13 protein-coding genes are annotated in these 16,586 nt (G+C 69.0%); 10 read left to right on the forward strand and 3 right to left on the reverse strand.

Annotated features, from left to right (window positions below; genetic code table 11):
• Positions 1-2 precede the first annotated feature (2 nt).
• From AC13GF_RS11285 to AC13GF_RS11315, 7 genes are read left to right on the forward strand one after another with little or no spacing between them, the layout of a single operon-like run.
• On the forward strand, positions 3-1,337 hold the full coding sequence (locus AC13GF_RS11285; RefSeq protein ID WP_483004660.1) for a TldD/PmbA family protein: 1,335 nt from the start codon (positions 3-5) through the stop codon (positions 1,335-1,337).
• The gene (locus AC13GF_RS11290; protein ID WP_012509667.1) at positions 1,337-2,044 is read left to right on the forward strand and encodes a DUF4159 domain-containing protein; all 708 of its coding nucleotides are present in this window, start codon (positions 1,337-1,339) and stop codon (positions 2,042-2,044) included. The genes AC13GF_RS11285 and AC13GF_RS11290 overlap by 1 nt, the downstream gene beginning before the upstream one ends.
• Positions 2,045-2,060: 16 nt before the next feature.
• Entirely contained in the window at positions 2,061-3,044 is a 984-nt protein-coding gene (locus AC13GF_RS11295) for an AAA family ATPase (protein WP_483004661.1), read from the forward strand.
• A gap of 7 nt (positions 3,045-3,051) precedes the next feature.
• Positions 3,052-3,948, forward strand: a complete 897-nt coding sequence (locus AC13GF_RS11300; protein WP_483004662.1) for a DUF58 domain-containing protein — start codon at positions 3,052-3,054, stop codon at positions 3,946-3,948.
• The gene (locus AC13GF_RS11305; RefSeq protein ID WP_483004663.1) at positions 3,945-5,066 is read left to right on the forward strand and encodes a BatA domain-containing protein; all 1,122 of its coding nucleotides are present in this window, start codon (positions 3,945-3,947) and stop codon (positions 5,064-5,066) included. Before AC13GF_RS11300 ends, AC13GF_RS11305 begins: the two co-directional genes overlap by 4 nt.
• Entirely contained in the window at positions 5,063-7,249 is a 2,187-nt protein-coding gene (locus AC13GF_RS11310) for a hypothetical protein (RefSeq protein ID WP_483004664.1), read from the forward strand. Before AC13GF_RS11305 ends, AC13GF_RS11310 begins: the two co-directional genes overlap by 4 nt.
• Positions 7,246-9,054: a hypothetical protein gene (locus AC13GF_RS11315; protein ID WP_483004665.1), complete on the forward strand. Its 1,809-nt coding sequence runs from the start codon at positions 7,246-7,248 to the stop codon at positions 9,052-9,054. Before AC13GF_RS11310 ends, AC13GF_RS11315 begins: the two co-directional genes overlap by 4 nt.
• 138 nt (positions 9,055-9,192) lie before the next feature.
• Here the strand turns inward: AC13GF_RS11315 and AC13GF_RS11320 are convergent, their stop codons facing one another.
• Both AC13GF_RS11320 and AC13GF_RS11325 read right to left on the reverse strand, forming a co-directional pair.
• On the reverse strand, positions 9,193-9,867 hold the full coding sequence (locus tag AC13GF_RS11320; protein WP_483004666.1) for a hypothetical protein: 675 nt from the start codon (positions 9,865-9,867) through the stop codon (positions 9,193-9,195).
• Between the two features lie 39 nt (positions 9,868-9,906).
• Positions 9,907-10,425, reverse strand: a complete 519-nt coding sequence (locus tag AC13GF_RS11325; protein WP_483004667.1) for a hypothetical protein — start codon at positions 10,423-10,425, stop codon at positions 9,907-9,909.
• A gap of 212 nt (positions 10,426-10,637) precedes the next feature.
• Between AC13GF_RS11325 and AC13GF_RS11330 the strand changes: the two genes are divergently transcribed.
• The 3 genes from AC13GF_RS11330 (at position 10,638) to AC13GF_RS11340 (ending at position 14,527) form a co-directional block, all read left to right on the forward strand.
• Positions 10,638-13,127, forward strand: coding sequence for a DEAD/DEAH box helicase (locus AC13GF_RS11330; RefSeq protein ID WP_483004668.1), 2,490 nt, complete (start codon positions 10,638-10,640; stop codon positions 13,125-13,127).
• Positions 13,124-14,146, forward strand: coding sequence for a ribonuclease H-like domain-containing protein (locus AC13GF_RS11335; protein ID WP_483004669.1), 1,023 nt, complete (start codon positions 13,124-13,126; stop codon positions 14,144-14,146). The genes AC13GF_RS11330 and AC13GF_RS11335 overlap by 4 nt, the downstream gene beginning before the upstream one ends.
• A 66-nt stretch (positions 14,147-14,212) precedes the next feature.
• Positions 14,213-14,527, forward strand: a complete 315-nt coding sequence (locus AC13GF_RS11340) for an I78 family peptidase inhibitor (RefSeq protein ID WP_483004670.1) — start codon at positions 14,213-14,215, stop codon at positions 14,525-14,527.
• A 67-nt stretch (positions 14,528-14,594) separates the two neighbouring features.
• On the opposite strand, the gene AC13GF_RS11345 is transcribed toward AC13GF_RS11340, so the two are convergent.
• A complete protein-coding gene (locus AC13GF_RS11345) occupies positions 14,595-16,583 on the reverse strand; it encodes a M56 family metallopeptidase (RefSeq protein WP_483004671.1) in 1,989 nt (662 codons plus the stop codon).
• Between the last annotated feature and the right edge of the window lie 3 nt (positions 16,584-16,586).

Consider the following 16,586-nt stretch of genomic DNA (forward strand, 5'->3'; position numbering starts at 1 on the left):
CCATGAGTATCTTCACCGAAGCCCAGGCCAAGGCCATCCTCGACAAGGTCATCGCCCTGTCCAAGGCCGACGAGTGCACCGCCGTGCTGGCCGGCGCGATCAGCGGCAACATCCGTTTCGCACTGAACAATGTCTCCACCAGCGGCATCGTCGACAACACCGAGCTGGCGGTCACCGTCGCCTTCGGCAAGCGCGTCGGCACCGCCTCGATCAACGAGTTCGACGACGCCGCGCTGGAACGCGTGGTGCGCCGTGCCGAAGACCTGGCCCGGCTGGCCCCCGAGAACCCGGAGTTCATGCCGGCCATCGGCAAGCAGAGCTACCGTGCCAGCCCGACCTTCAGCGAATCCACCGCTGCCATCGATCCGGCCTTCCGCGCCAAGGTCGCCGCCGATTCGATCGCCCCGTGCCGTGGCCACGGCCTGATCGCCGCCGGGTTCCTTGAAGACGGCCAGGGCTTCCAGGCCACCGCCAACAGCAATGGCAACTTCGCCTACCAGCGCACCACCAACTTCGACTACACCTGCACCGTGCGTACCGAAGATGGCCGCGGTTCGGGCTGGGTCGGCCGCAACCTGAAGGATGCCGCCGACTTCAAGGCCGACCAGGACATCCGCATCGCCATGCGCAAGGCCACCGAATCGGCCGAAGCCAAGGCGCTGGAGCCGGGCAAGTACACGGTGATTCTGGAACCGGCCGCGGCCGCCGGCCTGATCAGCTTCATGATGAATTTCTTCAGCGCACGCTCGGCCGATGAAGGCCGCAGCTTCCTGTCCAGGAAGGGCGGCGGCAACAAGCTGGGTGAGCAGGTCTACGACCCGCGCGTGAGCATGTATGCCGACCCGTGGCATGCCGAGGCACCGGTGCTGCCGTGGGACGGCGAAGGCATGCCGCGCGAGCGCATGGCGATCATCGAGAATGGCAAGATCGCCAACCTGGACTACTCGCGCTTCTGGGCGCAGAAGCAGGGCAAGACCGCCAAGGCAACGCCGGGCAACCTGCTGATGAGCGGTGGCGACAAGAGCACCGCCGAGCTGGTGCGCGGCACCCAGAAGGGCATCCTGGTCACCCGTACCTGGTACATCCGCATGGTCGACCCGCAGACCGTGCTGCTGACCGGTCTGACCCGCGACGGCACCTTCTACATCGAGAACGGCCAGATCAAGCACCCGGTGAAGAACTTCCGCTTCAACGAATCGCCGGTGATCATGCTCAACAACATCGAAGAGCTGGGCAAGCCGGTGCGCGTGGCCGGTGATGAATCCAGCTACGTGATGATGATCCCGCCGATGAAGCTGCGCGATTTCACCTTCACCTCGCTGTCCGACGCGGTCTGATGGATCGCCGGGCCTGCCTGCGCTGGTTGGCCGCTGCCGCTTCGGCGGCGGCGCTGCCGGCCTTCGCGCAGGCGGGCCCGCGCAGTTCGCGCTACGACTTCTGGTTCACCCGCCTGCAGTACGACTCCGGTGACTGGGACGTGGACGCGCGCATGCCGTCCAACCTGATCACCTCGCTGATCGACTACACCTCGCTGCGCGTGGACCCGCAGGAACACGTGGTGGCGCTGGCCGACCCGCGCATGCTGGAAGCGCCGTTCTGCTACCTGGCCGGGCACACACTGGTGGAGTTCAATGCCGCCGAACGGCAGAACTTCGTGCGCTATGTGCGCAATGGCGGCTTCGTCTTCGTCGACGACTGCAACCACGACATCGACGGCCTGTTCGCCACCTCGTTCGAGGCGCAGATGGGTCGCCTGTTTGGTCCGAAGGCACTGCAGAAGCTGCCCAACAGCCACGCGCTGTACCGCAGCTTCTTCCGCTTCCCCGATGGCCCGCCCGCCACCAGCTTCGAACTCAACGGCTGGGGCGACGACCTGGTGCATGACTACCTGAAAGGCATCGAGGTCGATGGCCGCCTGGGCCTGCTGTACAGCAACAAGGACTACGGCTGCGAGTGGGACTACGACTGGCGCAACAAGCGCTTCCTTGCCGAGGACAACACCCGCTTCGGCGTCAACATCGTGATGTACGCGTTGAACAATTGATAGGACCTGCACGCCCATGACCTCCCCCGACCTCGATTCCCTGCTGCCGCGCCTGAATGAGCTGCGCGCCGCGCTCGCACGCGCAGTGGTAGGCCAGAACACGGTGGTCGAGCAGCTGCTGATCGGCCTGCTGGCCGGCGGCCACTGCCTGCTGGAAGGCGCACCCGGGCTCGGCAAGACCCTGCTGGTGCGCTCGCTCGGCCAGGCACTGGAACTGCAGTTCCGGCGCGTGCAGTTCACCCCCGACCTGATGCCCAGCGACATCCTCGGCACCGAGCTGCTGGAGGAAGACCACGGCACTGGCCATCGCCATTTCCGTTTCCAGCAGGGCCCGATCTTCACCAACCTGCTGCTGGCCGACGAACTCAACCGCACCCCGCCCAAGACCCAGGCCGCACTGCTGGAAGCGATGCAGGAACGCACGGTCAGCTACGCCGGCACCACCTACGCGCTGCCCGCGCCGTTCTTCGTGCTGGCCACGCAGAACCCGATCGAGCAGGCCGGCACCTACCCGCTGCCGGAAGCACAGCTGGATCGTTTCCTGCTGCATGTGCTGGTGGATTACCCGAGCGAAGACGAAGAGCGGCAGATCCTGGAACAGACCACCGGCGGCGCAACTGACGCGGTGCCGAAGGTGATGGACGCCGAGGCGGTGATCGCACTGCAGGCCGCCGTGCGCCAGGTGCATGTCAGCCCTGACGTGCTGGCCTGGATCACCCGCCTGGTGCGTGCCAGCCGGCCAGGTGAAGGCGCACCGGCCGCCATCAACCAATGGGTGAAATGGGGCGCCGGCCCGCGTGCGGGTCAGTCGCTGGTGCTCGCCTCGAAAGCACGTGCGCTGCTGCAGGGCCGGTTCGCCGCCACCCGCGAGGATGTGCAGGCACTGGCCGCGCCGGTGATGCGCCATCGCCTGCTGCTGTCGTTCGCCGCCGAGGCCGAGCAGAAGCGTGCTGACGACGTGGTCGCCGCCCTGCTGCAGGCCGTGCCGTTCCCGGGTTGATCCACGCGTGAACGCCGGTACCCCGCTGACCTTGCCGCCGGAACTGCGTGCGCGCCTGCGCCTGCTGCGGTTGCGGCCGCGCGTGGCAAGCGGCGCCAGTGGCATCGGCCAGCACGCCAGCCGCAGCCGCGGTGCCGGTCTCGAATTCGCCCAGTACCGGGCCTACGAGCCCGGGGACGAACTGCGCCAGATCGACTGGAAGCTGTACGCCCGCTCGGATCGCTTCTTCGTGCGCGAATCCGAACGCGAAAGCCCGATCACGGTCTGGCTGCTGCTCGACGCCACCGCTTCGGCCAACCAGGCGGATCGCGCGGCACCGCAGCGCACGCGCCTGGACCACATGCGTGGCGTGGCCGCCTGCGTGGTTGAGCTGGCCCTGCAGCAGGGTGACCGTTTCGGCCTGCTGGCGATCAATGGCGATGGTCTGCAGCTGGTGCCCGCAGCGAACGGCGCACGCCAGCGTGATCGCGTGCATCTGCAACTGCATGCCTTGCAGGCGTGCGGCGCCTGGCCTGCGGCCGATCGCCTTCGGCCGCTGTGGGAGCGCGTGCGCCCGGGCGACCTGCTGCTGGCGATCGGCGACGGCTTCGACGATGCCGGCATCGTGCTGCTGGAACAGCTGGCCAGCGCACGCCGCGAAGTGGCACTGCTGCAGATCCTCACCGCCGACGAGCGCGATTTCCCGTTCGACGCCGGCCATCGCTTCCGCGACCCGGAAACCGGCGAGGAACTGTTGGGCGATGGCGCGGCGATCCGCGCCGATTACCTGCAGCGCTTCGCTGGCGCACGCAGCGCGTTGCAGTCGCGCCTGCAGGCCAGCGGCATCGCCAGCGCCACCGGCTGGCTCGATCAGCCGCTGGACCAACCACTGCAGGTGCTGTTCGGCCGTGGGGGCGCTGCATGACCCTGCTGTTCCCGCTCGGCCTGGCCGCGCTCGCCGCATGGCTGCTGCCGCTGCTGATCCATCTGGCCCGGCGCCATCCGTACACGCCACTGGATTTCGCTGCACTGCGCTGGCTGCGTGCACAGATCCGGCCGCGCCAGCGCATCCGCTTCGATGACTGGCCGTTGCTTCTGGTGCGGCTGATGTTGCTGGCTGCATTGGCCTTTCTGCTGGCACGACCTGCGTTGACCGGCCCTGCGCCTGTCCCCGCTGCCTGGACGGTAGTGGCACCTGGGATGGACGCCGCCGCACTGCGCGGCACCGCCGAAGAGGGCAACTGGCACTGGCTGGCACCCGGCTTCCCTGCCATCGATCAAGCACCGCCTGCGTCCAGCGCGTCCCTGCCCAGCCTGCTGCGCGAACTTGACGCACAGCTGCCCGCTGGCACCGCGTTGACCGTGCACGTTCCCGATCCCCTGCCCGGCCTGGATGGCGCCCGCCTGCAGCTGTCGCGCGAGGTGCAATGGCACACGCAGCCGATGCCGGTCACCCCGCCGCAGATTGCAGCGGCGCTGCCGCGGCTACGCGTGCACGGTGAGGCACCCGCCGCTGCCCAGCACTGGTTGAATGCACTGCAGCGCGCGTGGGGCGTGCAGGCACTGCCATTGCCCTTGGCGGGGGATGCCCTGCCCGAACGCGGCGAGATCGGCGTGTGGAGCCGCAGCGACTCACTGCCAGCGAACTGGCAGGCGTGGCTGCGCGACGGCGGTCGTGTCATGACTGCCGGCAAGCCTGCTGCCAGCGCCCGCATCCTGCTGCGCGACGCCGAGGGCGCACCGCTGCTGTGGCAGCAACGCATCGGCCACGGCGCTCTGCTGGCGCTGCCGGGCGACTGGAATGCCGCCAGCAACGCCGCGCTGCGTGATCCCCAGTTGCCGCGTGCCCTGCTGCTGGCGCTGCAGCCGCCCACGGCCCCGCGCCTGGGCGATGCACGTGACCACGCACCGCACCGGGCCGTAATGCCTGCTGCAACACCACCACTGCGTGAGCCGACACCTTGGCTGTTGCTGGCCATCGTGCTGCTGTTCGCGCTGGAGCGCTGGATGGCCAGCAGTGCCCGACGCAGGGTGGGTGCATGAACACCCTGCAGCACGCCTGGCAACGCGCACGCCGCCGCCGCGCGGCCATCACCCTGCTGCTGGGCCTGCCATGGGCGCTGGCCGCGGCGGTGCTGGCCCTGCGTCTGGGCGGTTTCGACGCCGCTTGTGTGGTCGGCACCGTCAGCCTGCTCGTCTGTGCAGCGCTCGCCACCGCGCGTGCCCGACAACTGGGCCGGCAGTGGCTGCAGCGCCAGCTCGATGGCAGCGGTGCCAGCGAGGACAGTGCCGATCTGTTGTTCGCCGATGCCGCCACGCTCAATCCGCTGCAGCAGCGCCAGCGTGCGCACGTGCTGGCCACGCTGGAACGCGCGATGCCGGAGCTGCGTCCGCACTGGCCGCGTGGGGCGTTGGCGCTGTGCTGGATCGCAGGGCTGGCCATTGCTGGGCTGGCACTGGGCTGGCCACGTTCGAACCCCGATTCCGCGCCTGCCCGCGCGTCCGCACCTGGCAGCGCTACTGCCGCGGGCCCGCTGCGCCTGCAGTCCACCCGCCTGCGCATTGACGCGCCGGCCTATACCGGCCAGGCCACGCTCACCCAGAATGCGCTGGACGCCAAAGTTGCCGCCGACAGCCGGCTGTCCTGGTCCCTGCGCTTCGACCGCGCCCCGGACAAGGCATGGCTGCAGTTCCACGATGGTCGCCGGTTGCCACTGAGCGAGCACGAAGGACAGTGGCAGGCGCAGGATGTGGCACGCACGCCAGTGCTGTACCGCGTGGTGAGCGAACCGGCACTGGCAGAGACCCGCCTGCACCGGCTGGATGTGGTGGCCGACCGTGCACCCAGCGTGCGCGTACTGGAGCCCGCGGCCAGCCTGGTGCTGGGCACACCTGGGCAACGGCAGTGGGCACTGCGCTTCGAGGCCAGCGACGATTACGGTGTCGCGGCGCAGGCAACGCTGTCGATCACCACCACCCAGGGCAGCGGTGAGAACATCACCTTCGTGAAGCGCAGCGTCGTGCTTGCCGGCAGCGGCGAAGCCACCGCGCGACGTTTCGCCCACACCCTTGATCTGGCTGCGCTGGGCGCGCAGCCCGGCAACGATGTGATCGCCCAGCTGGAAGTGCGCGACAACCATGCGCCCATGCCGCAGACCGGGCGCAGCAGCAGCGTGATCCTGCGCCTGCCCAGTGCCGAAGTCGCGCTCGGTGCAGAGCTCGAGGGCCGCATCAAGAAAACCCTGCCTGCGTACTTCCGCAGCCAGCGGCAGATCATCATCGATGCCGAAGCGTTGATCCGGCAGCGACGCAGCCTGGCCACCGAGGACTTCGTGAAGCGCAGCGATGCGATCGGTGTCGACCAGCGCATCCTGCGCCTGCGCTACGGCCAGTTCCTGGGCGAGGAAAGCGAAGGTGCGCCGAAGCCGCCGCCGACCAGCGACCTGCCCACCAGCGATACGCCGGCCGCAGATGACCACGACCACGACCACGACCATGACGACGATCACGATCACGACCATGGCGCCGATGCAGGCGCGCACGACGCGCATGGCCACGATCACGGCGGCAAGCCAGCCAATGCCGATACGCCCCCGGTGTTCGGCAGCGACACCGACGTGCTCTCCGAATACGGACACACCCATGACCACGCCGAGGCGGCCACCCTGCTCGATCCGCAGACCCGCGCCACGTTGAAGGCCGCGCTGGACCAGATGTGGTCGGCCGAAGGCGAGCTGCGCCAGGGCCGTCCGGAGCAGGCATTGCCCTTCGCCTACAAGGCATTGGGCTTCATCAAGCAGGTACAGCAGGCCGAACGCATCTATCTGGCCCGGGTCGGGCCGGAGCTGCCGCCGATCGATGAAGGCCGTCGCCTCGGCGGTGATCGCGCCGGACTGGCCAGTCGTGAACTGCCGTTGGCCGCGCGCACTCCGCCGGATCCGGCCATCGTTGAAGCCTGGCAACGCCTCGGTGATGACAACGGCGCACCGGATCTCGATGCGCTCGCGGCCTGGCAGCAGCGCAACGCGGCCTACCTGCCCGATGCACTGGATCTGGCCGCGGCCATCGAGCAGCTGCGCATCGAGCCCGACTGCAGCGCCTGCCGCCAGCGCCTGCGCGCGCAGCTGTGGCGGGCGCTGCAGCGTCCACTGCCGCAGGCGATGCGGCGCAGTGCGGCCGATGCGATGGGCCAGCGCTTCCTCGATGCGCTGGAGGCGCAGCCATGACCACCTCCAGCCTGAACCTGTGGATTGCGCTGGCACTCGCTGTGGTCGTGGTCATCGCCAGCGTGCGCCAACTGCGTGGAAGCACCGCGCATCCGGGCCGCCGGTGGAGCGTGATCGCGCTGCAGATCATCGCCGCCACGCTGCTGTATTTCTGCCTGGTGCCGCCCACCCGCCAGCAACCCGCAGGCGGGCTGGTCGTGCTCGGAATCGATGCCGGCAAGGCCGGCGCACTTCCGGCCAGCGAAGGCCCGCTGTTGCTGTTGCCGGAAGCTGCCGATGTGCCCGGCGCACAGCGCGTTCCCGACCTGGCCACCGCGCTGCGCCAGCATCCGGCCTCCACGCTGACGCTGGTCGGTGCGGGCCTGGCCGCGCGTGACCGCGACGCGGTGCTGCCGCCGGATGTACGTTGGCAGGCCGCACCGGAGCCGCGCGGCTGGATCGCACTGCAGCCACCGGCCGATGTCGCACCCGGTGCCCGTTTCGACGTACAGGCACAGGCGCGTGGCGCGGCCAAGGCGAAAGCAGAACTGCTCGACCCGGCCGACAGCGTGGTCGATCGCACGGAGGTTGCCGACGACGGTCGCGTGCAGCTGAGTGGCATCGCCCGCGCCGAAGGCCGCAGCGTGTTCCAGTTGCGTCTGCTCGATGCCGACGGCCATGTGCTGGACAGCGTACCGGTGCCGCAGCAGACCCTGCCGGCCGCACCGCTTCGTCTGCTGGTGCGCGCCAGCGCGCCGGGTCCAGAGCTGAAGTACCTGCGCCGCTGGGCAGCCGATGCCGGCATCCGTGTGCAGGTGCAGGCGGATACCGGGGCCGGACTCAGCGTGGGTGATGGCGCGGTGGCGATCGATGCAGCATCACTCACGCGCAGCGATCTATTGCTGCTGGACGAGCGCAGCCTGGCGGCATTGAGTGCGGGCCAGCTGGCCGCCGTGCGCCAGGCGCTGCGCGATGGACTGGGCGTACTGGTGCGCAGTGCGGGGGCACCTTCGGCCACTGCGCGCCAGCGCCTCCGCGATCTGGGCCTGCCCGTGCAGGGCGATGGCAGCAGCCGCCCCCTCGAACTTCCCGGCGATGGCGAAAGCGCGGTCCTCGCCGCACGACGTGGCCCGCTCGCCGCCGGCACGTTGCCGACCGGCTACGGCGAAGAAGCCGACCGCAGCTCGCACGGTGCCGCCCTGCCCGCGCTGGAAGCACTGGCGCTGCAGGTTCCAGGCAGCAGCGCACTGCTGCACGATCGTGCCGGCAACGACATCGGTGGCTGGCGCGCGGTCGGCAAGGGCCGCATCGGCCAGCTGCCGTTGACCGACAGCTGGCGCTGGGTGCTGGCCGGGCGCGATGACCGCCACGGCGAACTCTGGAGCAGCGTGGTGGCCACCCTGGCGCGTGCACAGGGCAGCGCTGATGCACTGTGGTCACCACAGCCGATCAGCTGGGCTGGCGAACGGCAGGCGCTGTGCGGCGTGCAGGCGCCGCTGCAGGTCTTCAACAAGCGTGGCGACGATGTACCCCTGATCGTCGATGGCGCGACGTCGGCGCTGCGCTGCGCCGGCTGGTGGCCCCGTGAGGCAGGCTGGCAGCGCCTGCAGCATGGCGACCGCGTTGTCTGGCGCTATGTGTTCGACCCAAAGGATGCACCGACGCTGCACCGGCAGGCGATGATCGATGCGACCACGCAGGCGTTGGCCTCAAGCACTTCGGCAAACACGCTGATGATGCAGCCCGTACCGGGCTCGCGCTGGCCGTGGTGGCTGGCGTTCGTGTTGTGCGCATCGCTGCTGTGGTGGCTGGAGCGACGGCGCTGAGCCGGGGTCGGATCCCTTTCGCCCGCGAAAGGGCTCTGACCCCACCGATTGGATCGCAGAGAGCATCCACGCATGGCGTGGATCTACTGGCCGGTTGCCCTGGTAGATGCCAACCTTGGTTGGCGCCTTTCCACGGGGTCAACGCTTGCCCGCGCGCCGGTACACGCCATTGAAGCGCACGTTCATGCCACCGCATTCGCTGTTGTCGGCCACGATCAGCACCTCACCCAGCGAATGCACGCGCACCTTGCAGGTGTCCTCAACAAACTCGACGTCGGCACCACGCGGCGCGGCGCGCGCTTCCACCTGGCCCATGTTCGGCCCGTAGGGACGCTGCTCCGGCGTGGGGTTGGCAGAGGGCCAGTAGGCGTCACCCTCCACATGCAGTTGCCCGCCCTGCACGGTGATGCGCAGGCCGTTGTCGCCATCCTTCCAGTCGCCCGCCCAGTCCTGCAGCGACGGTACGACCACCGGCAACGCCTGCAGCTTGCTGCGTTCGACCCAACCGGCACTGCCACCCACCTTGTTCGGGAAGAACGCGCAGCGGTAGCCGCCCAGGTCACGCCCGGTCACCACGGTATCGCCGTTGACCACATGGCTGCGCTGGCGGCAGGCCGGCTCGCCCTTGGCCGGGCAGCCGTCCATGTCGCCGAGCAGGTACAGGCGCGGCGCATCGATCACCCGCGCAAGCGCGAACCGGCTCTGTTCGGAGGGAAACGCGCCATTACGGCAGGCGCGATCATCGGCGATGCCATCGGCGAAGGCGGACGCCGGCAGCAATGCGGCCATCAGGCAGATCGAACGCAGGAGCATGGCAGCACTACCGGTGGGGAGCCGGCAGGATATACCGGCCTACTTCACCGGCGATGCATCACCGGCATCCTGCTCCTGGGAGAACCGCAGCGCACGCTGCTGCTGTTCGGCACTGAGCTCCGGCGGTGGCCGCGCCACCGCGGCCTGGATCTGCGAAGGCCCGCCGGTGAGTTTGTTGATCCCCTTGGCCGCCGCCATCACACCCTTGACCACGCCCATCATGATGTAGCCGCCACCCATGCTGACCTGCTCCGGCGATGGCGGTTCGCTCCAGTCGCGGCTGAAGCGGTTGTCGCCGAACTTCACCGGATTCTTGAAGCGGTACAGATCCAGCGGCTCGTCTTCCGGCTTGAGCGCACGCACTTCGCCGAGGGTGGTGACGTTGTCCTGCGGCAGGGCGGTGGAGATCGCTGCGGTGGCTACTGCCGGGGCATCAGCAGGGGGAACCGGTGCAGGATCGGGCACCGCCACTGGCGTGGCCTGCTGCGCCTGCGCGATGCCGGCCAGCAGCATGCTGGCCAGGAGGGCTCCCTGCGTTCCACGTCGTGCCACAGCCATCCACCCTGTTGGTTGCGTCCAGCGCCCAAGGATACGGATGCCGGCTTCAGATTTCGTTGCTGCGCTGGCAGCTGTTCAGCCAAGGGAGATGCGGCGACGCTACGGGACGCGAGCACTGAACGGTTCACGCCCTCCGTGTGCGGTGTCTCACATCCTGAGACGTGAGTGTGGTGCCATGTGACCCCTCGCAATCCGTCCCGGCTCCATCTTCCATGGCTTACGAACTCGCCAAGCGCACTGCCGATGCCGAGCAGAAGCTCGCCACCCGCGATGGCCTGCCCGCCCGCGACGGCGCCCTGCTCAGCGCGCGCCTGCAGCGCCGCTACCAGGACCGCATCACCGGCAGCTTTGCCATTCCCGGCCGCGAAGGCCGCTATGCGCCCATTCCCGATTCGGTTCCGCCTGCCCTGGCCGCCGCGCTGAAGGCACGTGGCATCGATCAGCTCTACAGCCACCAGACCGAGGCCTGGGAGGCGAGCCAGCGCGGCGAGCACGTGGCCATCGTCACCCCCACCGCCAGCGGCAAGTCGCTGTGCTACACCCTGCCGGTGGTCAGCGCGGCGATGCAGGACAAGGCCAAGGCACTGTACCTGTTCCCGACCAAGGCACTGGCCCAGGACCAGGTGGCCGAGCTGCTGGAACTCAACCGCGCCGGCGATCTGGGCGTAAAGGCCTTCACTTTCGATGGCGACACCCCCGGCGATGCGCGGCAGGCCATCCGCCTGCACGGCGACATCGTGGTGTCCAACCCGGACATGCTGCACCAGGCCATCCTGCCGCATCACACCAAGTGGGCGCAGTTCTTCGAGAACCTGCGCTACATCGTCATCGACGAAGTGCATACCTATCGCGGCGTGTTCGGCAGCCACGTCACCAACGTGCTGCGCCGGCTCAAGCGCATCTGCGCGTTCTACGGCGTGCAACCGCAGTTCATCCTGTGCTCGGCCACCATCGGCAATCCGCAGGCGCATGCCGAAGCGCTGATCGAGGCACCGGTCACCGCCATCACCGAATCCGGCGCACCCAGTGGGCCCAAGCAGGTGCTGCTGTGGAACCCGCCGGTAATCAATCCGGACCTCGGCCTGCGTGCCTCGGCACGCTCGCAGAGCAACCGCATCGCACGCATCGCGATCAAGTCCGGGCTGAAGACCCTGGTGTTCGCGCAGACACGCTTGATGGTGGAAGTGCTGACCAAGTACCTGAAGGACATCTTCGACCACGACCCGCGCAAACCACCGCGCATCCGCGCCTATCGCGGTGGTTACCTGCCCACCGAGCGCCGCGAGACCGAGCGTGCGATGCGCTCCGGCAACATCGACGGCATCGTCAGCACTTCGGCGCTGGAACTGGGCGTGGATATCGGCAGCCTCGACGTGGTCATCCTCAACGGCTACCCCGGCAGCGTGGCCGCCACCTGGCAGCGCTTCGGCCGCGCCGGCCGCCGCCAGCAGCCCGCGCTGGGGGTGATGGTGGCCAGCTCGCAGCCGCTGGACCAGTACGTGGTGCGCCATCCGGACTTCTTCGCCGAGGCATCGCCCGAACACGCGCGCATCGCGCCGGACCAGCCGCTGATCCTGTTCGACCACATCCGCTGCGCAGCCTTCGAACTGCCGTTCCGGGTCGGCGATGGCTTCGGCCCGATCGATCCGGAAGTGTTCCTGGAAGCGCTGGCCGAAACCGAAGTCATCCACCGCGAAGGCGAGCGCTGGGAATGGATCGCCGACAGCTATCCGGCCAACGCGGTCAGCCTGCGCGCGGTGGCCGACGGCAACTTCGTGGTGGTCGACCGCAGCGACGGCCGCCAGCAGATCATCGCCGAGGTCGATTATTCCGCCGCCGCGCTCACGTTGTACGAAGGCGCGATCCACATGGTGCAGTCCACCCCATACCAGGTGGAGACGCTGGACTGGGACGGCCGTAAGGCGTACGTCACCCGCACGCATGTGGATTACTACACCGACAGCATCGACTTCACCAAGCTCAAGGTGCTGGACCGTTTCGACGGTGGCGTGGCCGGCCGTGGCGATTCGCACCATGGCGAAGTGCACGTGGTGCGCCGCGTGGCCGGCTACAAGAAGATCCGCTATTACACCCACGAGAACATCGGCTACGGGCCGGTGAACCTGCCCGACCAGGAACTGCACACCACTGCGGTGTGGTGGCAGCTGCCGCAGGGGCTGCTGCTGCGCGCCTTCGCCAGCAAGCAGGATGCGCTGGATGGCTTCCTCGGCGCAGCGTATGCGCTGCACATCGTCGCCACGGTGGCGGTGATGGCCGATGCGCGCGACCTGCAGAAATCGGTCGGCAACGGCGATGGTTCCTGGTTCGCGATCGCCGACCAGAGCGGCCGTGGCCAGCTGCGCGGCAGCGAGGGCGATCCTGGCGTTGTCGAGCTGCTGCAGGAGTTCGTGCCCACCGTGTACCTGTACGACAACTTCCCCGGCGGCGTCGGCCTGAGTGAACCGTTGTGGCAGCGCCAGGCCGAACTGGTACAGCGCGCGCGCGAACTGGTGCAGCGCTGCGACTGCAAGGCCGGCTGCCCGGCCTGCGTGGGCCCGGTGCTGGCTGCGCAGGAAGAAGATGAGACTTCGCCGCGTGCGCTGGCGCTACGCGTACTCGACCTGTTCGACGCAGAAGCCTGCCAGCACGTGCCCGACGTGGTGGTGACCACGCGCGATCCGATGGAGCTGCTGGCACCGTGAGCCTGAGCCTGGACAAGCTGCGCCTGCTGCGCAGGCAAGCCGGCGACCCGAAGGCGAGTACACCGGCCGCGCCGGACGTGCCCCCTGCGCCACCGGCACCCGTGGCCGCCAACGATGCGCGGCAACCACCGGCCGAGCGTTCGGTGTTCGCCTGGGTCGAACAGGAAATCCGCCACAAGCCGACCGGCACTGCGGCCTCCACACCGGCACCCGCACCGTTGCGTCGGCCGGAAGTGGGCAGCCTGCATCGCCTGCTCGGCATGCGTTCGCGGGGAGGAGCCGCGCCGGCACGCGCCAGCGCGCAGGATCGCCAGCTGCCCGGCGAGGAGATCGCGCCGGGCCTGTTCCTGATCGAATCGCTGCAGCCGCAACCGATCCCGACCGCCCCGCTGTCGCTGGCCTTCGCCAAGCGCGAAGGCCAACACGTGGCCGCACGCGATCTGCTGTTCTTCGATACCGAGACCACCGGCCTGGCCGGTGGTACCGGCACCCGCGCCTTCATGATCGGCGCGGCCGACTGGCATGTGTGCCCGCAACGTGGCGAAGGCCTGCGCATCCGCCAATTGTTGATGGCCACGATGGCCGCCGAGGATGCGATGCTGGCTACCTTCGCCCGCTGGCTGCAGCCGTCCACCGTGTTCTGCAGCTACAACGGCCGCAGTTACGATGCGCCGCTGCTGAAGGCGCGCTACCGGCTGGCCCGCCAGCGTTGCCCGATCAGCGCGCTGGATCACGTCGACCTGCTTTACCCGACCCGCCGCCGTTATCGCGGCACGTGGGAGAACTGCAAGCTGTCCACCATCGAACGCCAGCTGCTGCGCGTGGTGCGCGAGGACGACCTGCCCGGTTCTGAAGCGCCGGGCGCATGGCTGCGCTTCCTGCGCGGCGGCGATGCGGTGAACCTGCGCCGGGTGGCCGACCACAATCACCAGGACGTCGTGACCCTGGCCCTGCTGCTGCAACGGCTGGTGCGCGAGGAGCAACGCGAGCGCGAGACGCTGGCATTGGTCCGGCAGTAGGCGTTGACGCGGCCTGACGGCGGCAGCGGTGACACTGCCGCCACCATCCACGCCTGGAGCCCGACGATGCGCCTCAATCCCCTGGTCCTGCTCGCCATCCTGCCCTTGGCCGCCTGCAGTCACGCTGGCAGCAGCACCTCCCACGATCCCACGCCAGCGCCCGTGGCCGATGCCGCGCACGAATGCAGGCCGGAGACGCTGGACGCCTTCACCGGCAAGACCGCCGACGAAGCCACGATCAAGAAGCTGGTGGCTGACAGCGGTGCGCGCGGTGCACGGGTGGTCAAGCCCGGCATGGCGGTGACCATGGACTTCCGCCAGGACCGCGTGACCGTGCAGGTAGATGCGCAGAACCGCATCGAGCGCGCCAGCTGCGGTTGATGTTCCCAGGGTAGTGCCGGCCGCTGGCCGGCACCCCACATTGCCGGCCAGCGGCCGGCACTACCGATCAGAGTCGCTCGGCCTTGCCGCTGGCCAGTGCGCGCGCGATCACCTGCTGCGCCTGCTGCGATGCCTGCGCATGCACGCGTGCCTGGCGCTCACCCAGCGCGGCCTGCTGGTTGCCCAGTGCCGCCTGGCGGCTGGCCAGTTCAGACTGCTGGCTGGCCAAGCGCTGCATGTCACGGGTGCGGCCGGACTGCGCGGCCTCGCTGCGGGCTTCCTGCATCGCACGACGTGCCTCGGCGGCGGCCTCGCGTGCAGCCTCTCGCGCAACGGCCATATCGCGGGTTGCACCGCGTGCGGCATTCGCCGCTTCCGCAGCTGCCTCACGGTTGATGTCGTGGGCGGCCATCGCGCTGCGCGCTACCTCAGCGGCGGCCAGCGCAAGGCGGCGTGACTCCTCGCCCTGCATGCGGCCCATCTCACCCATCTGCCTGCCGAGTTCGCCCTGCTCGCGACCCAGCGCACTCTGCTGGCGGCCCAGTTCGCTCTGCTGGCGACCGAGGTCTGCGGCGCCGCTGTAGGCGCGCTGCAAGGCCTGGATCAGCATCGGGTCGCGCACCACATAGCGCTTGTCGCCCTGGCGGAACCACAGCGCCGGGCCCTTGCCGAGCTGCCGGCGGGCCACCGTCACGTCGTCGATGCCGCCGTTGGCGAAGGTCGAGTCACCATCCACCAGCACGTAGGCCTCCCGGGGCGACTTGCCCAGATCGAGGCGACCGTAGGTGGTGATGGAGGTAGTGGTGGTCGTGCCGTCATGGTCCTCATCCCTGCCAGCGGCATCGTCAACGTAGGCGACGTCTGCGTCGTCAGGACCGGACGGTTCTTCCATATCGGCCGGTTCGGCGGGCGGCGCGGGCGCCACCGGCACGGCCGGCACACGCGCGGCCGAGGGCGGTGCAGGCGGTACTTCCGGAGCCTTCGGCGGCGGCGGCACCACGGCCTTCGGGGCGGCCGGAGGTGCGGGCGGAGCCGGCGGCACCGGCGCTGCGACCAGTCGCATCGGCGCCACGCCCACCACCACCACCACAGCGGTCAGCGCCATCGCCAGGATGCGCGGGCAGGCCCGACGCGGCTGCAGCGACAGCAGACGGCGCTTGAGGCTGGTGGTGTTCGGTGCGGCACTCGCCACGCCCAGATGCGGCTGCGGTGCCACGCCCAGCTGCAGCAGCAGGCGACCATAAGCCTGGCGGCTGGCGCCGTGCTGGCCGACCACGGCCGCATCCACCGCTTCCTCGCGGGCCTGTGCGTATTCGCGCACCGACAGACGCAGCAGCGGGTGGAAGAAGAACAGGTGCTGGGCCAGTGCGGGCAGCAGGCCCCACTGCAGGTCACGCCGCTGCAGGTGCTGCAGTTCGTGGGTCAGTGCCAGATCCAGCGCATCACCCTGCAGGGCATTGTCGCCGGCCGGCAGCAGCAGCACCGGGCGGAACGGCCCGACCAGCTGCGGTGCATCCACCTGCGCGCTCATCCACAACCGTGGCGAAGGACGCACGCCGTGTGCATCGGAGGCCAGCTGCAGGGCCTCTACCAGCGCCTCGTCTTCGCAGGGATAGGCCGCAGCGAGCAGTGCGCGGCAGCGACGCCACTCACCGAAGGTGCGCAGCGCCATCAGCAGCACGCCGGATGCCCACAGCGCAGCCAGAGCAACGGCCCACCACGCCACTGCCGGCACGTCCGCTGCGGGCATCGGCATCGTCGCCAGCAGCTGCGCCGAGGCTTCCGGTGCCAACGGGTAGACCAGATCAGCGGCAACGTCAGTGGCGGTCATCGCCACCGCCTGCGGTGCCGGCAGCCAGGCCAACTGCAGCGGCTGGCTCCAGAACAGACCGAGCACGGCCTGCAGCGATACCAGCCACCACAGGCGGCAGCGGGTGGCCGCAGACAGCGACGGCAGCGCGCGGCACACGCCGTACACCAGGGCCACCAGCAGCACGGTCTGCAGGCTGGTCCAGCCCAGCCGCTCCAACATCGGGATCAGCATCGTGGTGTCCATGGC

This window comes from Stenotrophomonas sp. 22LJNL06-5-1 (assembly GCF_056861455.1).